Below are 19,067 nucleotides of genomic sequence, written 5' to 3' on the forward strand. Positions count from 1 at the left end.
CAATCTCATCCTATATTCGGTTTGATAACAACAATATCTCCCCGAGAGACGAACTGATGCATACCACCCAGCGCGTCTATTGCCCTTTGGACAAGATCTTCTATGGAAACCGGCAAACCAATCCCTCTACGAGCAATCGCCAATTGGACAGGTTTTTGCTGTGGGCTTTTAACTCGATAATCCCTTACTCGTCGTTCTAGGGAAGGCTTCACTCCTTTCCCCCCTTTTTCCATCAAACGCCCGATAAGCGTACCTCCTGCCACCATTCCAGCTGTTTTTCCGAGACGAAGTAGAACCTCATGCCTGGAGGGAAACCGTCTTGTCGAATCCGTTTTCGATTCTACAGAAGGGGCCACTCGTTTAGAGGGAATTCGAGACACTCGTTTCACTTACTGTCCATGTCCTGGGCCAAGAACACGAAGCTTTTTCATGTCTACATCAAATTCATGCACATGAGGTGGGTGATGACAGTCAATGCATAAAGCCGGATCATATAAAACTGTATCTTCTTTACGTTGGGTCTGAACATGAATCGAACCAGGACCATGACATGACTCGCACTGGACATTTTGCAGACCTGTATTCCATGTCACCGTACTCCCCCCAGGCCTCTCATAACCCGTCACATGACATCCAACACAGTCTAAGTTAAATTCTTTCGCTTGATTAGCGAGAGTTGCATAAGCACGGGCATGAGGCGTTTTTTCCCAAAACAAGTGAGCACTTAGATGGCAATCTTTGCATTTCTCCCCTCCCACATAGTAGGCCTGACCAGGACTTGGAGCAGGGGGCTTTTTATTTGCATAGATAATTCGGTTGTGTTCATTCACGCTCCGATAATACTGCTCCAAATCCGCTGAAACATCAGGATCCTTCCTCATGCTGTCCCGAATCTCTTGGACTCGATAACGAAAGTAGCTCTTTCCTGAGGAGGGAAGTTGTCTCATAAGGGAAATACGGTCTGCCTGAAGTTGCTTCAACTCTGACTGAAGAACATCTATCTGTTGTTGAGACGCTCTATCCTGCTGAGCAATAGCAAGACGAACATTTAAATCTCGAATTTTTCCTCCAAGCTGTTCGTCCTTGGCTGCGAGCTTCAGACCACTCTCATCTACAAAGAAAAGATCCCCACGGACATGAAAGTCAAGGACACCAATTCCTTGTAAATGGTTAGGGAGCTGAACAATCAACGCACCCACTTTCTCCTGTTTTTGATCCTCTTCTTCAGGCCATACTTTTTCCAGAGAAACAAAATCTGTATTCACCTCCTCGGAAGTTACCCTAGAGCCAATCAAAATTACTGTAATTCCAGGAACTTTATCTGCAATTCGCTTCGCTTCTCCGGGATTGAGAGACCCAAGCAAAAAGATCATTTGTACTTTTTGATCCTTAAGGGATCGGACCATCTCGTGCACCACATCTGCTAGACTTCGGTCCTGCAGCTTCGGACTCGAAGAAAAAATGCTGTGCTGATCATCCTTCTCCATCACCCCAATCAGACCTATTTTAATGCCGCTAACTTCTTTGATGATCTGGTTTGTAAAAATAGGAGAACCCGCTTCCGTCTCATCCGCAGCATTGGAAAGGAGAGCACAAGCTTGACTCCTTTGCACCAACGCACGCAATTGATCCATCCCTTCTCCGAAATCATTGAGACCTGGAGAAAAAGCGACTAGCCCCATTCTGCTAAAGGAATTAGCTAGAAGCCGAGCAGAAGCAATCTCCTGCCATTTTTTGTCATCTGAAAGATTAACTTCCTTAAAAAAGAGAGGACCTGCCCCTATCAAAACAGAATCGGGTACTTCTAATTGCCCTGATTTTAAGAAAGAGGCAGCCTGCGCAATGCCTCCCATTTGATCTTTAACGCAGCCACATGGCTCAATCACTCCACCCACATCAGAAATGAGATAAAAGCGGAGATTTGTATCTGTAGGGCCGTCAGAAGATGCAGATATGTTGGTTCGCGAATGACACCCCTCACCCAAGAGAGAAACCAACAAAAAAATAGAAAAGAGGTGGATATTTACCTTCGCTTGCCCCAACGGAAAAAAGAATAGCCGATACTGACGCATAAGAAGCCCTACAGAAACTATCCACTTTTAAACCAAGAAGCGCAAGACGTTTGATGTTGCCGAGCAAGGAACTCGCCCTTTCTTACACCGCAGGGGGAAGAGGGGTCGCATCCAATAATGCGTCTGCTTCTGTTCGTTTCTTCTCAAACTCTGCTCCTCGTCCAGGCGGGAGCATACGAATTCGATTAAACCCGAGAGAGAGCGGGTTAATAAAAGTAGAACCACGTTTGATCGCAAAGTGCAAGTGATCGCCTGTTGCCGACCCGGTGTGGCCTACATTGCCAATGACTTCCCCTGCCTTCACTTGCTGACCTTCACGAAGGCGAGGGGCAAAAGCAGAAAGATGGCAATAAGCACTGGTTATCCCCCTAGGATGTTCAATTTGAACCATGTTACCACACGGTCCACCCTTTCCTATAGTCCTCACTACTCCTGCAGCAGCTGCCCGAACAGGAGTCCCCATCGGAGCAGCGTAATCGACACCGGTGTGTGGGATCACCACGCGATGGATTGGATGTTTCCGTCGCGGGCTAAAGGAGGAACTCACCCTGCCCGTAGGAAGAGGAGCTGACCAACCTGTGTAGATAATCTGCTTCCCTTTTGCATCATAAAAAGAATAGCGGCGATCTCCCTCCATATTGCTATCCGCCCCTCCTAATCGATAAATACGAACTGATTTATCCCCTTGAGGCGATAAATATTCGACAGCCTCCACATTTCGATATCCTGTAAAAACACCTTCAATGCGTTCTTCCGAAATCACAAACCGGAGAAATCCTCTCGATTGGGTCATGGACAGATCAAGATAACCTCGCAGAGCTGTTTGTAATTTCTCAGACAACTCCTGACCAAATCCTGCCTCTTTAAACGATTCATAGAGACCCGTACGGACAAGAACCGCTTTGGTTGTATGGAGATACTCGACACGCAAAGCGAGTTTCCGAGCTTCGAGAGTTCCATTTTCCCTTTCCCGCACCTGCCAGATACGTTGGGGAGAGGCTTCATATTCAAGGCCTAGGACTCGCCCTGTAGCATGTACTTTAGCCACCGTAAAAGAATCATGAGACTTCTTGAGGTGTTTCTGAAAACTCGGCACTTTACTCAACGGATAAAGCACACGGTAAGCTTCTCTTTTGGAAACTCCCACTCCTCGGAGAGAAGCAAAAAGCGTCTTTTTCTTTACAGTCCCTTTGATTATTTGTATTCTAGGTCCAGCTAGTTGCTGAAGCCGCCAAACTGGAGGAATGGACTCCACTTTCTTATCATTGATTTCAGGAAGAGGCAAAGGGGCAGCTGTAACGATCGATTCAGACAAGAAAGCGTTTAAAGAAGATTTTTTTCGTTGACGAACGTAGAAAAAAAGAGAGAGCGCAACCATCAAAAACCCAAAGAGGCTAACCGCTCGAAGCAATGCAAAACGCCTCCTCAAAAAGAGCGACTCCGCTTGCTCTTGAAATTCTTCAGGAAATTCCATCACAACCCAACTTCAGCTTCCTCAGAAGGGAGCACGTGTTGATAAAGCGCTTGTGTCTCCAAAACATCAGCATAACGGACTGGAGCTTCAAAGACCTGCTCAAAGCAAGGGAGAGAGATTTCAGCGAGACATTCAAGAGAAGGGGTAGATATTCCTACATTGGCCAATGAGGTCACATCCAAATTGCTGATTCCACAGGGTACAATCCAATCAAAAGCCTGCAGATCGGGAGCAACATTAAAAGAAAAACCATGCATCGTAATCCAATGAGATAAACGAATTCCAATAGATCCAAGTTTAGCTAATCGATGTTCATACGCCTGCATTTGTCCCCATTCGAAGGGAGAATTGCGATCTATCCATACCCCAATTCTTTTTGGTTCTTGGAGCGATTTTGCACAAATTCCATAGTGGCCTGCAAGAAGGACCATCACTTTCGCTAAATTTTGTACATACTGCCGTACATCGCAATGGTTCGGTTTGAGATCGAAAATAGGATAGGCAATCAATTGTCCCGGACCGTGATAAGTTACCCCCCCCCCTCGACCAGTTTCATACCGCTCGACTCCTAGACAGGCTCGCATCTCATCAGAGATTCGAACATGAGCAGGATCAGCACCTCGTCCTAACGTGATGACAGGCTCATGCTCAAGCAAAAGCAAGGTATTTTCAATTAATCCTTGTTTTCTCGCATTTACCAGAGCGAGTTGCAGAGAATGAGCTTTTTGATAGGGCATTCGCCCAAGCCAATGAGCATCGATTGAACGCATACAACGCGCTCACGCATCATAATCGATGATAATTGGGGGCCTCTTCCGTAATCATCACATCATGCACATGACTTTCATGCAATCCTGCCCCTGTAATCCGAATAAACTCTGCCTTCTGATGGAGCTCTTGAATGGTGCGAGCACCTGTATAGCCCATCCCCGATCGAAGTCCTCCAGCAAGCTGAAAAAGAATCGGTGCAAGGGCTCCTCGGTACGGGACTCGACCCTCGACCCCCTCTGGCACCAATTTTTCATCAGCCGTTCCCCCTTGTCCATACCGATCTTTGGAGCCTTTTTTCATCGCTCCCAGCGAGCCCATCCCGCGATAGGCCTTATAACTCCTCCCCTGGTAGAGGATCAGATCCCCAGGAGATTCATCTGTTCCAGCAAAGAGTGAACCTATCATGATCGCCTGAGCCCCTGCTGCAATCCCTTTTGTAATATCCCCCGAATGCCGAATACCCCCATCGGCAATCATCGGAATGCCATGGGAAGCAGCAACACGTACACAATCCTGAATTGCAGTCATCTGAGGAACTCCTATGCCTGCCACGACACGGGTCGTACAGATGCTTCCAGGGCCAATTCCGACTTTAACTGCATCCACCCCAGCTTTAATAAGAGCTTCTGCCCCTGCTGCTGTGGCCACATTTCCTCCAATCACCTCAAGATCAGAAAAATCTTTCTTGATGGTACGGATCATATCAAGCACCCCTTTAGAATGAGCATGAGCGGTATCTACCACCAGCACATCGACCCCTGCTTCGCTCAAAAGCCCTACGCGCTCACGCCAATCATGACCTGGACCGACAGCAGCACCAACTCGAAGACGCCCCATCTCATCCTTGACAGCTTGAGGATAACGATCTGCCTGCAAAATGTCTTTGATCGTAATGAGACCCACAAGGCGACCTTCGTCGACGACAAGAAGCTTTTCAATACGGTGTTCATGAAGAAGCTTCTTAGCATGCTCCGTAGACACGCGAGGTGGAACAGTGATTAGTGTCTTCGTCATGAGAGCATGAACGGGATGATCTAAATTTTCCTCGAATCGTATATCGCGAGCCGTCAAAATACCTACAGGTTTATCCCCTTCCGTGACGGGAACACCTGAGATGTCATGAACTCGCATCACCTTTAAAACAGAGCGCAGCGACTGTGTAGGGCTCACCGTAATTGGGTTCAACACCATGCCACTTTCCACCCGCTTGACTTTTTCAACTTCAAAAGCCTGTTCAGCCGGAGAAAAGTTTTTGTGAATAATTCCTATGCCTCCATATCGAGCCATCGTGATAGCCATTCGAGCTTCTGTGATAGAGTCCATCGCAGCACTCAACAAAGGGAGATGCAAGCTAATCTTAGAAGTTAACTGAGTTCGCAAATCGACGTCCTTAGGGAGGACTTCGCTATAAGCTGGAACCAAAAGAACATCATCAAAGGTAAGACACTCGCGTAGTTGTTCCTCAAGCATGCTATACGCTGTACACTGACCAATTTCAAAAGCAAGTGAAAGAGAGCTTCCAGCAATTAGGAAGTACTCAAATGAAGGGAATGCTAAGGAAAACAAGAGATTACTGAAGAAAAAAGAAAATCAATTTTTTTTTCCTATCGTTGCTCCGATTGATCTCTTAATTTGCAACCCTTGTTTATTTGCGTTGGGAGCAAGTTCTTTATTATTGTACAAACTCAGTAAAAAACTCTCTTTTCTTCCTTTGACCTACTTATCCTTTTAGGATATAAAAGCATTGATAAGTGGTTTTTATGTGTGCTAGTTTACACAAAATGTCGTTATTGGCATCACAACTTCAAATCACAGGGCATGTTCCTTGTTACAATTGCTAACATGGTTTGAAAGCTTGTGGTTGATGGATAATGAGTGTATAAGCTAAGTTCAATGTGTCATCACTCATATCGCTCTTATTACACCGACAAGTTCAAAGAATTCAGAATTTGAAATAACAAGTGATTGTCAAGAGAGTAGACTATAACGTTGAGAAACGGGCTTTGACTAGGACTGTTTCTCCTATCCCCACAAAGGGGGCTGGGTAAAATATCATGACATTTACTGAAGCTGCCACGCAGGTTTTGCGGCTGATAGGCAAGCCCTTGCACTATAAAGAAATTACTGATCTCGCGATAGAAAAGAATTTGTTATCCCATGTCGGGAAGAGTCCAGAAATTACAATGGGTTCTAGACTTGCCGCTCTTTTAAAAAAAGATGACAAGTCAAATCCAATCGTACGCATTAAACCAGGAGTATTTGGTCTGCGCGAGTGGGATGAAAGATCCGCTAAAGGCGATTTTTCAGAACTATCTGACTCATTCGAAAGCAATGTCGAATTAGATATTTCTAATGATGTCAATGCATTGGAGGTAGAGGCTGCTGAGCAACAACAAGTGCTCACTTCACGCAGAAACACGGAAGTTAATTCATCTCCCCATCCTTCCCCCTTCTCTGATTCAGAACAGGAAAAAAACAATAATAATGAGGTCTACCCTACCCTTTCCAGCGAAGATGCTCTCCGCGCTAACCTTGCAGCTTCTGCAACAGCTCTCTTCGATGATGAAGAAGATGACGACCAGCCGATTCTACTCTCGCAAGGGACATCTGAAGATCCAAATGCTCTATTGGAAGGTGGCCTAGGGGACGGAACACGGAGAAGAAGACGCAGAAGAAGGCGTGGGCGTGGGGGAGGACCAAACGAATTTGCTTCCAATGCTCATGGTCTTCGAAACAATAGTGCAACACCTTCCCTTTCAGGAGAAGAAGAGCGTATTAGCTCCACCCTTCGAGAATCACGAAATTCAGGCGGGCGGTTTGGTTTGCGTGATCGTTCCGCTTCGCATCCCGTATCCTCTGCTAGCAGTCATGCAGCGCTAGGAGTAACAGGGGGATCAGGTCCTCTCGATGGAGAGGAAAAAGTAGGTCGTGAGTTGGCAGATATTGTATGGGCTACTCTTTCCACTTTTGATTGGAATTCTGGCCCCATTTCCCTCCACTTTCTGACAGAAATGCTGCTAAGAAAAGGACGAATATCCAATGGAGATCTGAATTCTGCTATCATGCAAGTTGCAGCTTCTCTGCGCATCGATAATCTCCGTCGCACAAGTCAAGGAAAGCGGCCTCGTTTTCGTTTTAGTGCCGACGGTGGAGTAGCCCCAACCGATTGGCTGTTGGGTCACGACTTTATCCGTCTAGAACAGGAAGTGATCGCTGCAACTGAGCGATATCGAGAAGCATCCCGCCACGTTCTCCTCAAGCGGCTCCAGGAGCTCCCCCCACAGGCATTTGTAGAGCTTGTGCTCCTTGTTCTTGGAAAAGCAGGAATGACCAATATCAAGCTGGTCAGGCGCTCTGGACTATCCTCGAATGAAATGCATTTCATGGGGATCTACCGGATGGGAGGAAACGATATCAAAGCCGCTTTGGCAATCCGAAAGGATGGACGAGAGATTGGGCGAGAACGGGTTATTGATTTGCGGGGCTCACTGCATCACTATGGACCTGCTTCAGCCGGCTGGCTCGTTTCTCTAGGACCTGCTCTTTCAGGAGCACAGGAAGAGGCATCTCTCTTCTTAGCGCCAACGATTTCTGTTTATGATGGACTCTCGTTCTGTAAACTACTTGAAGAAAACAACATAGGCGTAGTACAAACCTCTTATCCGACATCGATTCCCGACATGGAATTCTTCGAGACGCTGTGCAATTCCAATTAGAGGCAGAACCAAAGTAGACCATAAAACAATGGATGCCTTGCGGTTCTAGGTGAACAATCCAGCAATGAGGTTCTTTTTAAAAGTTAGAACAGAAAGCAATGCATGATTTTGTAATCTCTTTGCACGATCTCGATGCGGGAGGCAGAGAGTTCACTTTTCCCCTCCACGTTGACTGGGTTCAACAAAGCTTGGAAGGATATCAAGTGATTCCTACCCCAACAGAGGGCGAAGCGTGTGTGCGTGCTTCGAAAAGCGGGCAAGATATCGTAATTCACGGCTCTTTACACGCTCAGGTAGTTGTTCCCTGCGCACGTTGTCTTCAAGATACAACGATCGCCCTCGAGCCTACCATTACAGCTTTGTTTGTCCCCGCATCAGGTTCTAGGCATGCCTACAAAGACCAAGAGGAATATGAATTTCTCCAAGAAGAAGCAGATCTGATCTCCTATGAAGGGGAAACAATTGTCCTCAATCAGCTCATTCGAGATGAGCTTATTCTCTCTCTCCCCATGATTCCCTTGTGTTCTGAAGCATGCCCAGGTATTATCTCTACAGACTTTATTAACGAAAGTGTACAAGAATACCTGGATCCCGTAGATCCACGATTGCTGCCTCTTCTCAAATTAAAAGAAATCATTTCTCATAACCCTCCTAAGGAATAAACCATATGGCTGTCCCTAAACGAAGAACGAGCCCCTCCAAGAGAAATATGCGCCGCGCCAATCATGACCGCGTTGTTGCTCCCAACCTATCTTCCTGCCAACGCTGTCAGGAGCCACTTTTATCCCATCAGATATGCCCTACATGCGGATATTACAAAGGGCGAGCAATGATAAACAAAAGGACTTCTTCTTAATTTTTTAGTATCCTCCCTCATCGATTGTTGCAGCAGCCATGCATGTGTTTTTTTTGTTCAGAATGGGTTGGAGTAACGTTCTTCTTATCCCTATTTTGAATAAAAAGTAGGATCTTGGCAATACCATTTTGGTGTAGTACTGGTCATGTAAGGTCGAGGATGTTCAATCATATGCGCTCTCGTGTTGTTGGTACAGGCCATTACCTGCCTCCTAAGATTCTCACAAACGCTCACTTGGAAAAGACACTTGATACCACAGATGCTTGGATCACAGAGCGGACAGGCATTAAGCAGCGCCATATTGCTGAACAATCGATGACAACCAGTGAAATGGCTTCCTCCGCTGCAAAATCAGCCTTGGCTGCAGCTGGTCTTCAAGCCACTGACCTCGATATGATCATTGTCGGAACAGTGACTCCCGACTATCCTATGCCCGCGACTGCGGTATTCGTGCAGCAGCAAATCGGAGCTAAATTTTGCCCGGCTTTTGATATCAGTGCAGCATGCGCAGGATTCATTTTCGGTCTCTCTATAGCCGATCAGTTCATTCGCAGTGGAGCGATGAAATACATTCTCGTTATAGGGGTTGAGCTCCTTTCTAAGGTGGTGAATTGGCAAGACCGAAGCACCTGTGTACTTTTTGGAGATGGGGCAGGAGCTGTTATTCTAGGAGCACATGCACATCAAGAAGAGAAATATCCCACAGGAATCCTCTCGCACCATATGTCAACGGACGGATCCTTGGCTTCCCTATTGATGATTCCTGCAGGGGGGACCGCGTTTCCCATCACAGAACAGCATCTTAATGAGCAGAAGCATAAAGTGTTTATGCAGGGGCAAGATATTTTCAAAGTTGCCATCAAAAATCTGCACTCCGCAACTCTCAAGGTGATTGAGAAAGCGGGGATATCTCTATCTGATGTCGATTGGATCTGCGCACACCAAGCCAATATACGGATCCTCAATCTTTTGCTCAGTCGTCTCTCCTTGCCCGCACATAAGGTACTGATGAATATCGATCGAGTAGGCAACACTTCCAGCGCTTCAATTCCCATACTATTGGATGAGAACCTACGCAACGAAACGATTAAAAAAGGGGACCTCGTATTAATGTGTGGGCTGGGGGCAGGAATCTCATGGGGGAGCATTTTATTAAGAATATAAGTAGGAGCATCCATCATAATGAGCATTGCGTGGCTTTTTCCAGGGCAAGGTTCTCAATTCCCAGGAATGGGACGAGATCTCTTCGAGGCCTCTCATGCTGCCAGAGAAATTTTTAAAAGAGCTGATGAAGCTCTCAAACAACCTTTGTCTGAGCTTATTTTCAATGGTCCTGAGGAAGAACTGATGCTCACTTCCAATGCACAACCCGCCATTGTCACAATGAGTGCGGCTGTGCTTGCTGCTCTTCTTGAGCGATATCACCATCCCCCTCTGCCCTCTGTTGCTGCTGGCCATTCCTTAGGAGAGTACTCTGCCCTATTCGCTGCCCAATCCGTCTCTTTTGAAGATGCAGTTCGACTCGTCCGCATTCGAGGGGAAGCTATGCAAAAGGCTGTTCCTGTCGGCGTGGGCTCTATGATCGCCGCCTTAGGATTGGCAAACGATCTTTTAATCGAGCTCTGCAAGCAAGCAAGTGAAGGGAATGAAACCGTAAGTCCAGCCAACTTTAACGCACCAGGACAAGTTGTGTTAGCAGGGTATCTCCCCGCTCTCGAGCGAGTTCAAAAATTAATCCAAGCAGCTGGAGGAAAGGTCACTCCGCTGAAGGTAAGTGCCCCTTTTCACTGCCCCCTGATGACTCCTGCGGCAGTGAAACTTAAACGAGCGCTCGCTGAAGTTCCCTTCCAAAAGCCAAGTTTCCCTGTGATCGCGAACGTGGACGTGCAACCGCACGAGGAACATGACTCGATTCAAGCACGCCTGATCAGGCAAATCGATCATCCTGTTCAATGGGAAGAGACTATACGACTCATAGAATCCAAAGGGATCCAAATTGCATTGGAAATAGGTCCAGGCAAAGTGCTCGCAGGACTTGTCAAACGGATCTCCCCCTCCATCTCTACATTTAGCTTAGGAGATCTCCAATCCTTTAAAAAAGTAGATACTTTAATGGAAAAATATAGGGTAGAATACAACCCTCACGAAAAGCTTTCTTCTTAAGTCTAAGGAAGGGAAGGGGCACAAGATGTTTGAGCTCAAAGGAAAAGTTGCACTAGTGACAGGTGGCTCTCGCGGAATCGGACGCGCCTGCGTACAGGCTATGGCCAAACAGGGGGCAAAGGTTATCTTCAATTATGTCAAAAGCCAAGAAGCCGCAGAACAGCTCGTCTCACAATTAACCCAAAAAGGGCTGCAAGTGGATGCAGTTCAATTTGATGTCTCCCATCCAGAAGAAACCGAACAAGCGATCGATGCTTTAATCAAAAAAGATGGAAAGCTCGATATTCTTGTCGCGAATGCAGGAATTGCAATCGATGGTCTTTTGCTCCGGCTCACTGAACAAGTCCTCAATCAGATGTTCGACATCAATGTCAAAGGTGCTCTCTTGTGTGCCAAGGCGGCTGCAAAGCACATGATCCGCAATCACTTTGGGCGTCTCATTTTTCTTTCAAGCGTTATTGGAGAAACCGGAGGGGTGGGACAAGTCGGTTACGCCGCCAGTAAAGCAGCGCTGATCGGAGGGGCAAAATCGATCGCACGCGAGCTTGGCTCTCGACAGGTGACAGCAAATATTATAACACCTGGTTTTATAGAAACCGATATGACTTCTACAATTAGTCAAGCCAGAAAAGAACAGTTGCTTCAATCAATCCCTCTCAACAGAATAGGAACGGGAGATGACATAGCAGCCGCTGTCGTTTACTTAGCGAGCGAAGAAGCAGGATATGTAACAGGACAAATCTTACGCATTAATGGGGGAATCTACATTTAAAAAAGTAGAGCATCTGAAAGCGCACTGTCTTGACACCAATCCTTAAGAGCTGCATTCAAGAGACAATTAGTATTTTTATCTCTTAGTGCTCCCCGCTATAAAACAAGCATGCTACGAGATAAAAACATCATTTTCCAACTAGAATATTCTTATATTTATTAGCAATGAGGTATAATAACATGGTAGAAAAGGCTGTAAACGAAGCGAACTCTGAAAGCAAAGGGACACGAGATGTCGCCTCTGAAGTCAAGCGGATTATCAAGGATCAGCTTGATGTGGATGATAAAGATATTAAACCAGGGTCTTCCTTTATCGATGATCTCGGTGCTGACTCACTGGGTCTGGTAGAAGTCGTGCTCGCACTCGAAGAAGCGTTCGAAATCGATATTCCCGATGAAGACACGGTGAAAATTAGCACAGTCCAAGACGCTATCGATTATATCGAAGAACATACCAAGAAGCGTCTAACGTAAGCGCATCAACGCTTCGAAAAACTGTTTAGACGATCGATCGAATTTCTTTATGATAAAGGGGTACCTGCATGCAAGGCCGCCTGATCGAAAAAGTCAACACGCTTTAAAACGATAACGCTTGTCTTTTTATTGTTTCATCAATGAAAATAGAAATATCGGATAGGCCTATGGAACGCGTTGTCATCACTGGTATTGGTCTTGTGACTCCTTTAGGGATTGGTACCCGTCCAAGCTGGGAAGCAATTGTAGAAGGAAAAAGTGGAATTGGACCGATTACCTTGTTTGATGCTTCCCCTTTTCGAGCCCGCATTGCAGGAGAAATCAAAGGATGGGATCCCACCCTCTTCATTGAAAAGAAGAAGATCAAAGAAATGGATCGATTTGCAGAATTTGCAATGGCCGCTGCAATTTCTGCTTTCAATGATGCAGAGTTGACCCTAACCGATGAGGAGAAAAACAAGGCAGGGTGTTTTATTGGAGTAGGTCTAGGGGGGCTCCACACTCTTGAACGCACCAAGGTTACCTTAATTGAAAAAGGACCTTCTAAAATCAGTCCTTATTCCATACCAGGAATTATTGCTAACTTAGCAGCTGGACAGGTTTCTATGCTGTATGGATTGCGAGGGCCAAGCTATTGCACAACAAGTGCCTGTTCCAGTGGGGCACATGCTTTGGGAGAAGCTGTTTCCTGGATACAGCGAGGTCATGCTTCAATTATGATCGCAGGAGGTGCAGAAGCAACGATCACCCCAGTTGGGATCGGAAGTTTCGAAGCGATGATGGCTCTCTCCAAGCAAAATGAAAACCCTCAAGCTGCAAGCCGTCCTTTTGATCGCAATAGAGATGGGTTTGTCTGTGGAGAAGGCGCTGGTGTGCTTGTTTTGGAGTCACTCTCGCGAGCCAAAAAGCGCGGTGCTCGGATTTACGCTGAAATAAAAGGATATGGTGCAACCAGTGATGCCTATCATCTGACTCAACCTGCCCCCAACGGTGAAGGGGCTCAACGAGCGATGCAGATGGCTCTCGCGGAAGGCAGGCTCTCGCCTCAAGATATCGATTATATCAACGCCCACGGAACATCTACTCCTGCTGGCGATATTGCCGAATCGAGAGCAATCGCACAGGTATTCGGATCCCATGCATTTGATAAAAAATTGTGGGTCAGTTCTACCAAATCCATGACAGGGCATCTATTGGGTGCTGCAGGCGCACTTGAAAGCGCCATTTGTGCACTTGCGATTAAAGAAGAATGTGTTCCACCCACCATTAACCTTGATCATCCTGATCCTGAATGTACCCTCGATTACGTACCTCACACGGCACGCATGCGAGCGATTCGACATGCTCTTAACAATTCCTTTGGATTTGGTGGGACGAACTGTTCCCTTCTCCTTTCTTATTTTTCAGAGTAGACAGAGGTAGGCGTGAAATGCCCGTTCTGCTCGCATCTCGAGAGCAAAGTCATCGATTCAAGAGTATCAGCCACAGGTGACAGCACGCGCCGCCGTCGAGAATGTGAAGACTGTGCCCGACGCTTCACAACCTACGAGCGCATTGAAGAAATTTTACCCTATGTAATCAAAAAAGATGGGAGGCGGGAGACATTTGATCGCCAAAAAGTTATGGTCGGACTGAAAAAAGCTTGTGATAAACGAGCGATTTCGCTCGAACGGCTTGAAGTGATCGCAGATCAAATTGAGCGAGAGCTGATCGATACAGGAGATAAGGAAATCAGCGCACAATTAATAGGGGAAAAAGTGATGGCTCATCTCCATGAAATGGATGAGGTTGCATATATTCGCTTTGCAAGTGTTTACCGACACTTTCGGGACATTAACGAATTCATGGAAGAGCTAAAAAAAATGGTTAACACCGGTCATATTGAGGCAAGGTGAGTATTAACCCATACTATTCCGAACAAGACAAAAAATGGATGCAGCGTGCCCTTGAGGTAGGGCGCAGAGGCTGTCCATCCCCCAATCCTCATGTTGGAGCGTGTATCGTCAAAGATGGTCAGCTTGTTGGAGAAGCACATCACGATCGCGCTGGAGAAGAGCATGCCGAAATTGCAGCTCTGCGTCTTGCTGGAGAAAAGGCAAAAGGGGCCACTATCTATGTCACTCTCGAGCCCTGCAATCACGTAGGAAGAACTCCTCCATGCACAGACGCTCTGCTCCAAGCAGGTATCTCACGGGCAGTCATCGGATGCCATGATCCCAATCCGCATGTAACGGGAGGGGGAGCGTCGCGGCTTGCGGCAGAAGGGCTTCAAGTGACCGTTGGAGTCGAAGAAAAAAAAGCGATGGTGCTGATTGCCCCCTGGGCTAAGGCAGTGACCACAGGTCTTCCCTATCTCTCTCTCAAATTAGCGTTATCTATGGACGGCAGAATTGCCACACGCACAGGGCAAGCAAAATGGGTAACAGGACCTCTCGCCCGGCAGCGAGTGCACGCTATACGTGCAAAACAAGATGCGATAGCTGTGGGAATTGCTACTGTTCTATCCGATAATCCCCAACTGACCGTGCGTGAAGCACCCAAGGGGAATAATCCGATTCGCATCGTGTTCGACACCCATCTGCGACTTCCTCTTAGTTCTTTTCTGGTCAAAACAGCTCATGAAATTCCCACTTGGGTCCTCTGTGGGGAGCAGGCATCCCCTACTCTTGAACAAGAGCTGGCTGAACAAAACATTACAATGATTCGAGTTAAAAGTTCAGCAGAAGGGCGTATCCACATCGCGTCTGCCCTGCGCATGTTAGCCTCTTACGGTATTGTAAATCTCCTTGTAGAAGGGGGCGCTGCGCTTGCGGGCAGCATGCTCGCTAGCCAATTCGTAGACCAGCTTCACCTTTTTATAAGCCCCATTCTGTTAGGCCCTAGGGGGATACCTGGAGCCATCGACTGGGGAGGCCCGCGCTCACTAGAAGAGGCACCAAGAATCTCGGAGCCGATCTGGGAACAGTGTGGTAATGATATTTATGTACGTGGCTCCCTTATTTTTCCACCAGGAAAGGATTGAAGGGCAATTAATAACTGTGATATTTTAATGATGATGGATTTGATTCGCTTTTGCTGATCCATTATTTTTAAAGGGAACTTTCTGTTATGGCAATTCACACTATTCTTCAATATCCTGATCAACGGCTACGTCAAGAAGCAGCACCTATTGAAACAATCACTCCCGAGATTCACCAACTGATCGACGATATGGCAGAGACGATGTATTCAGCCTCAGGCGCAGGACTGGCAGCGACTCAGATTGGAAAGCCGCTGCAACTCTTTTTGGTAGATACCGCTGAGGAACATCAAAAAAGTGATTTGCGGACTTTTATCAACCCAGTCATTCTTTCAAAAGAAGGAGTCATTAATTCTACAGAAGGATGCCTTAGCTTTCCAGGCGCAAGAGTTAATATCGATCGTGCTGCTTCTATAGTGGTGCAAGCTCAAGATAGACAAGGAAACGCTTTTGAACTAACTGCCTCAGGTTTCTTGGCTATAGCGATTCAACACGAGTACGACCACCTCACCGGAACATTGATCATCGATCGCGTAGGCCCCTTGCAAAAGCGGATGCTACATCGAAAAATGATAACTCGAAGCGTTAATCATTCCACAAACCAGTATCCTAACCATGTGGTTGGGATTTCACGGGCCTTCATGTAGAACCTATTGTTACACTTTACGCGCTTTCACTTCCTTGGTTACCACACCGAGGAGTTCCCCAGCCAGTGCGATAACATGTTGTTCCTCATATCCGCTGGCACGCAATTCGCGGTATATAGACTTGGCAAGGATTGGGAGTGATTTCTCCCCTTGTTTATGCTCGGACGAATCTAACAAACATTCCATGATATTTTTCCTATCTATTTCTTTCCTCTATAAGAAGAGCAAGACAATTGCTTTTGATCGATTTTGCTTTCTCACCCTTTCTCTCCATTCAAATGTTATGCCACTTTAAATTGTTGATTTATGTCTATATTTTTTCCTAACAAAGAAAAAAAATGCGTAACTACTTCTCCATTTTCCGTTCAAACGCGTATTTCTTTTCGCACTTTCGTCTCCCGCTTCTGCTGTTGTTACTCTACTCGATCACAACAACTATTTTTGCCCTGATTGCTGGCCCTGCAAGGTTAGAAGAGCACACGAACTCAAATCACTATGCACTACTCGCGGAAGCATGGCTTCAAGGGCGACAAGATCTACCAGAAGGTCCCCCTTACTATACTTTCAACAACGATTTCGCTTCTTATAAAGGGAAAACGTATATTTCATTCCCCCCTTTTCCTGCCATGCTGATGCTCCCATTTGTAAAAATTGCAGGAGATGCTGAATCCTTTAAGGACGGGCAATTGATCATCTGGCTCGCTGGTCTAAGTACCCCTCTTCTCTTTTTAGTCCTAGAAAAACTCAGCACTATGGGACATTCTTTACGAAGCCAAAAAGAAAACATTTTTTTATGCCTGCTCTTTGCATTCGGCACAGTTTTCTTTTTCACAGCTGTTCAAGGAACCGTATGGTTTGCAGCCCATGTAGTAAGTATTCTTTTAGGCGCTGCTTATATTCTGTGCTCTTTAGGAGCTCAAAGACCTTTTCTGGCAGGGCTTTTTCTTGCATGCGGATGGATGACCCGACCGACAATGCTCCTCACCGCACCTCTTTTTTTGGTAGAAGCGATGCGAGCCTCTACTCTTCCCCTCTCCGCTTCTGTCTCCTCTTCAGACACACCAGAAAAAACTAAATCTTTTCTCTCTATTCCTTGGAATCAAATTCAGATTAAAAAACTAGTTGCAGTCTATTTTTCTTTTAGTATTCCACTTCTCTTCTCTTTTGTCGTATGCGGATGGATGAACTACACTCGCTTCGGCACGTTAAGCCCATTCGCATTTGGACATGAATATCTAAACGTGTTATGGCGCACGCGCATCGAACAGTGGGGACTTTTCAGTTATCACTATCTTGCAAAAAACCTAGGGGTAATGCTTTCTTCTTTACCTTGGATCCCAGCGCGCTCTTCCTCATCGAGCCCTCCCTTCCAGATCAATGAGCATGGCCTAGCCCTGTGGTTTACGACACCTTTTTACCTGTGGATTTTATGGCCTCGAACGCGCAGTCCCCTTTATGTCACCGTCCTTTTCTGTGCATGCCTCTGCATTGGTATGGACCTGCTCTATCAGAACACAGGATGGCGGCAATTTGGATACCGATTCTCCAATGACTACGCCCTCTTATTATTGATTCTGCTCGCGATAGGAGGTCAGCCGTTCGGTTTTCTCTTTCGACTGGCAGCAATATGGTCAATCGGATGGAATCTCTTCGGAGCCCTGACATTCAACCGAGGAGGCAAATGGGATGCTTATTACTACCGCGAGAGAACGCAATCTATCCTCTATCAACCGGATTGAAAAGCAGCTCCTCTTTATCACGTTGCTCGATCAGGAAAAGCCAAAACTAAAAGATTAGATTATGAAGAAGAGCGAGGAGTTCCTCTTGTGATCACTATTTTCTCGATTTTAACAGGAGTTATAGGGCTACTTCCTTTAACGGGTGTAGTCGCAATTCGATCGAGGGCTTGCAGACTCTCTTTATCAACACACTCTCCAAAAATCGTGTATCCACCATCAAGGTGCGTAGCAGCCTTGTGCGTAATAAAAAACTGAGCTCCATTTGTATTAGGCCCGCGATTAGCCATACACAGTAATCCAGGCCGATCGTGTTTTGCACCCGGCCAAATTTCATCATCAATAACGTAACCTGGATCGCCAGTTCCATCTCCCTTTGGATCACCCCCTTGCACCATGAAGTCTTTGATCACGCGATGGAAAGTGGTACCATCATAGGCAGGTTTTTTAACCCACTGTTTAGAAACAGGATCTCTCCATAGACGGATTCCTCGTGCGAGACCTACGAAATTTGCCACAGCATTACTGGCCTTATCTTCATACAGCTGGCATTCCATCGTACCTAATGAGGTATGCAGTGTGGCGAGCAGCTTCCCTTTCCCCTCTATGCCTTGAAGAGCCTCCGCTAATGTCCATGCTTCTTTCTTATCGTTCACAGCCCTACCCTCTTGCCCTTCCTTCCCACCTTCTTGTGCTTGTGTCTCTGAAGAGGAAGTGGGACTTTCCTGTTTGGGTGGAAGAGGTTCAGGAGGCACCTTCTTACACGACACCTCTTGTAACACACTGAGCAAAATCCAACCTACCATTCTGTTGAATTGCATTTTTGAGATCCTCCTTCATGGACGCACGGTTTAAAAAGAACCCTCTGACCTAACTGAACCCCGTGTTGAACTGCCCATCCTGCATTGACTTCAAGCACAGAGAGGGAAATCGCTCCAACCCCTTGAAGCGTATCCGTCAAGATTGGTGCTCTTTTAACAAGATGAGTCACTCGCCCCTCCCTATTCAGAAAAATCATATCTAATGAAATGCAAGTGTTGTGCATCCAGAAAAGGTGTTCCTTCTCTTCTTGAAATCGAAAAAGCATCCCCTCTCTTTCTCCTAAAAACAAGCGATACATCAACCCCCGTTCAATCTCAGATGGCTGCTGAGCTAATTCGGCATGAACAATAGGCTGACCAGGGGCATCCATGAAAATCACGTCTTCCCGTGAAAGAGAAGACATCGCAGTAGGTGCAGCAGGACAAAAAGACACATGTGATGATAAAGTAGAGGTAGATCGATTCCCCTCAGCCGTATCTTCCAAACGCGCTCGATAACAACCCAACAATAAAAATAAAAAAGGCACTGCATAGAGGCTCGGGGGGG

20 protein-coding genes are annotated in these 19,067 nt (G+C 46.5%); 12 read left to right on the forward strand and 8 right to left on the reverse strand.

What is annotated here, in order from left to right; all coding sequences use genetic code 11:
• Positions 1-5 precede the first annotated feature (5 nt).
• The 5 genes from BCY86_RS10355 to guaB form a co-directional block, all read right to left on the reverse strand.
• Complete coding sequence (locus BCY86_RS10355) at positions 6-389, reverse strand: hypothetical protein (protein WP_075276924.1); 384 nt, start codon at positions 387-389, stop codon at positions 6-8.
• Positions 390-2,072: a multiheme c-type cytochrome gene (locus BCY86_RS05985; RefSeq protein ID WP_075276925.1), complete on the reverse strand. Its 1,683-nt coding sequence runs from the start codon at positions 2,070-2,072 to the stop codon at positions 390-392.
• An 82-nt stretch (positions 2,073-2,154) separates the two neighbouring features.
• A complete protein-coding gene (locus BCY86_RS05990) occupies positions 2,155-3,546 on the reverse strand; it encodes a M23 family metallopeptidase (protein ID WP_075276926.1) in 1,392 nt (463 codons plus the stop codon).
• Complete coding sequence (gene lipB / locus BCY86_RS05995) at positions 3,546-4,316, reverse strand: lipoyl(octanoyl) transferase LipB (RefSeq protein WP_075276927.1); 771 nt, start codon at positions 4,314-4,316, stop codon at positions 3,546-3,548. The genes BCY86_RS05990 and lipB overlap by 1 nt, the downstream gene beginning before the upstream one ends.
• A gap of 16 nt (positions 4,317-4,332) precedes the next feature.
• Complete coding sequence (gene guaB / locus BCY86_RS06000) at positions 4,333-5,787, reverse strand: IMP dehydrogenase (RefSeq protein WP_075277612.1); 1,455 nt, start codon at positions 5,785-5,787, stop codon at positions 4,333-4,335.
• 584 nt (positions 5,788-6,371) lie between these two features.
• Between guaB and BCY86_RS10080 the strand changes: the two genes are divergently transcribed.
• From BCY86_RS10080 to def, 11 genes are all read left to right on the forward strand, one after another.
• Complete coding sequence (locus tag BCY86_RS10080) at positions 6,372-8,033, forward strand: HTH domain-containing protein (protein ID WP_075276928.1); 1,662 nt, start codon at positions 6,372-6,374, stop codon at positions 8,031-8,033.
• A 98-nt stretch (positions 8,034-8,131) separates the two neighbouring features.
• Positions 8,132-8,695 (forward strand): YceD family protein, encoded by a 564-nt coding sequence (locus tag BCY86_RS06010; protein ID WP_075276929.1) that lies wholly within the window; start codon positions 8,132-8,134, stop codon positions 8,693-8,695.
• A 5-nt stretch (positions 8,696-8,700) separates the two neighbouring features.
• Positions 8,701-8,889, forward strand: coding sequence for a 50S ribosomal protein L32 (rpmF, locus tag BCY86_RS06015; RefSeq protein ID WP_075276930.1), 189 nt, complete (start codon positions 8,701-8,703; stop codon positions 8,887-8,889).
• Positions 8,890-9,060: 171 nt separating this feature from the next.
• Complete coding sequence (locus BCY86_RS06020) at positions 9,061-10,053, forward strand: beta-ketoacyl-ACP synthase III (protein ID WP_075276931.1); 993 nt, start codon at positions 9,061-9,063, stop codon at positions 10,051-10,053.
• Positions 10,054-10,071: 18 nt separating this feature from the next.
• Positions 10,072-11,052, forward strand: coding sequence for an ACP S-malonyltransferase (fabD, locus tag BCY86_RS06025; RefSeq protein ID WP_075276932.1), 981 nt, complete (start codon positions 10,072-10,074; stop codon positions 11,050-11,052).
• Between the two features lie 25 nt (positions 11,053-11,077).
• Entirely contained in the window at positions 11,078-11,824 is a 747-nt protein-coding gene (locus BCY86_RS06030; protein WP_075276933.1) for a 3-oxoacyl-ACP reductase family protein, read from the forward strand.
• Between the two features lie 179 nt (positions 11,825-12,003).
• A complete protein-coding gene (acpP, locus tag BCY86_RS06035; protein WP_075276934.1) occupies positions 12,004-12,297 on the forward strand; it encodes an acyl carrier protein in 294 nt (97 codons plus the stop codon).
• A 167-nt stretch (positions 12,298-12,464) separates the two neighbouring features.
• Positions 12,465-13,709, forward strand: a complete 1,245-nt coding sequence (gene fabF, locus BCY86_RS06040; protein ID WP_075276935.1) for a beta-ketoacyl-ACP synthase II — start codon at positions 12,465-12,467, stop codon at positions 13,707-13,709.
• 12 nt (positions 13,710-13,721) lie between these two features.
• The gene (nrdR, locus tag BCY86_RS06045; protein ID WP_075276936.1) at positions 13,722-14,192 is read left to right on the forward strand and encodes a transcriptional regulator NrdR; all 471 of its coding nucleotides are present in this window, start codon (positions 13,722-13,724) and stop codon (positions 14,190-14,192) included.
• Positions 14,189-15,319, forward strand: coding sequence for a bifunctional diaminohydroxyphosphoribosylaminopyrimidine deaminase/5-amino-6-(5-phosphoribosylamino)uracil reductase RibD (gene ribD / locus BCY86_RS06050; RefSeq protein ID WP_245776209.1), 1,131 nt, complete (start codon positions 14,189-14,191; stop codon positions 15,317-15,319). Before nrdR ends, ribD begins: the two co-directional genes overlap by 4 nt.
• A gap of 86 nt (positions 15,320-15,405) precedes the next feature.
• The gene (def, locus tag BCY86_RS06055) at positions 15,406-15,963 is read left to right on the forward strand and encodes a peptide deformylase (RefSeq protein ID WP_075276938.1); all 558 of its coding nucleotides are present in this window, start codon (positions 15,406-15,408) and stop codon (positions 15,961-15,963) included.
• Between the two features lie 9 nt (positions 15,964-15,972).
• Here the strand turns inward: def and BCY86_RS09800 are convergent, their stop codons facing one another.
• Positions 15,973-16,149 carry a hypothetical protein gene (locus tag BCY86_RS09800; RefSeq protein ID WP_156865111.1) on the reverse strand — a complete coding sequence of 59 codons (177 nt, stop codon included), beginning with the start codon at positions 16,147-16,149 and terminating at the stop codon, positions 15,973-15,975.
• A 152-nt stretch (positions 16,150-16,301) separates the two neighbouring features.
• On the opposite strand from BCY86_RS09800, the gene BCY86_RS06060 reads away from it, so the two are divergent.
• A complete protein-coding gene (locus tag BCY86_RS06060; RefSeq protein ID WP_075276939.1) occupies positions 16,302-17,702 on the forward strand; it encodes a hypothetical protein in 1,401 nt (466 codons plus the stop codon).
• A gap of 59 nt (positions 17,703-17,761) precedes the next feature.
• On the opposite strand, the gene BCY86_RS06065 is transcribed toward BCY86_RS06060, so the two are convergent.
• Positions 17,762-18,520 carry a peptidylprolyl isomerase gene (locus BCY86_RS06065; protein ID WP_216636006.1) on the reverse strand — a complete coding sequence of 253 codons (759 nt, stop codon included), beginning with the start codon at positions 18,518-18,520 and terminating at the stop codon, positions 17,762-17,764.
• The coding region (locus BCY86_RS06070) for a DUF192 domain-containing protein (protein ID WP_216636007.1) at positions 18,499-19,067 on the reverse strand (569 nt) is incomplete at its 5' end. The genes BCY86_RS06070 and BCY86_RS06065, both read right to left, overlap by 22 nt.

The organism is Pajaroellobacter abortibovis (genome assembly GCF_001931505.1).
In the GTDB taxonomy this organism is placed as follows: domain Bacteria; phylum Myxococcota_A; class Polyangia; order Polyangiales; family Polyangiaceae; genus Pajaroellobacter; species Pajaroellobacter abortibovis.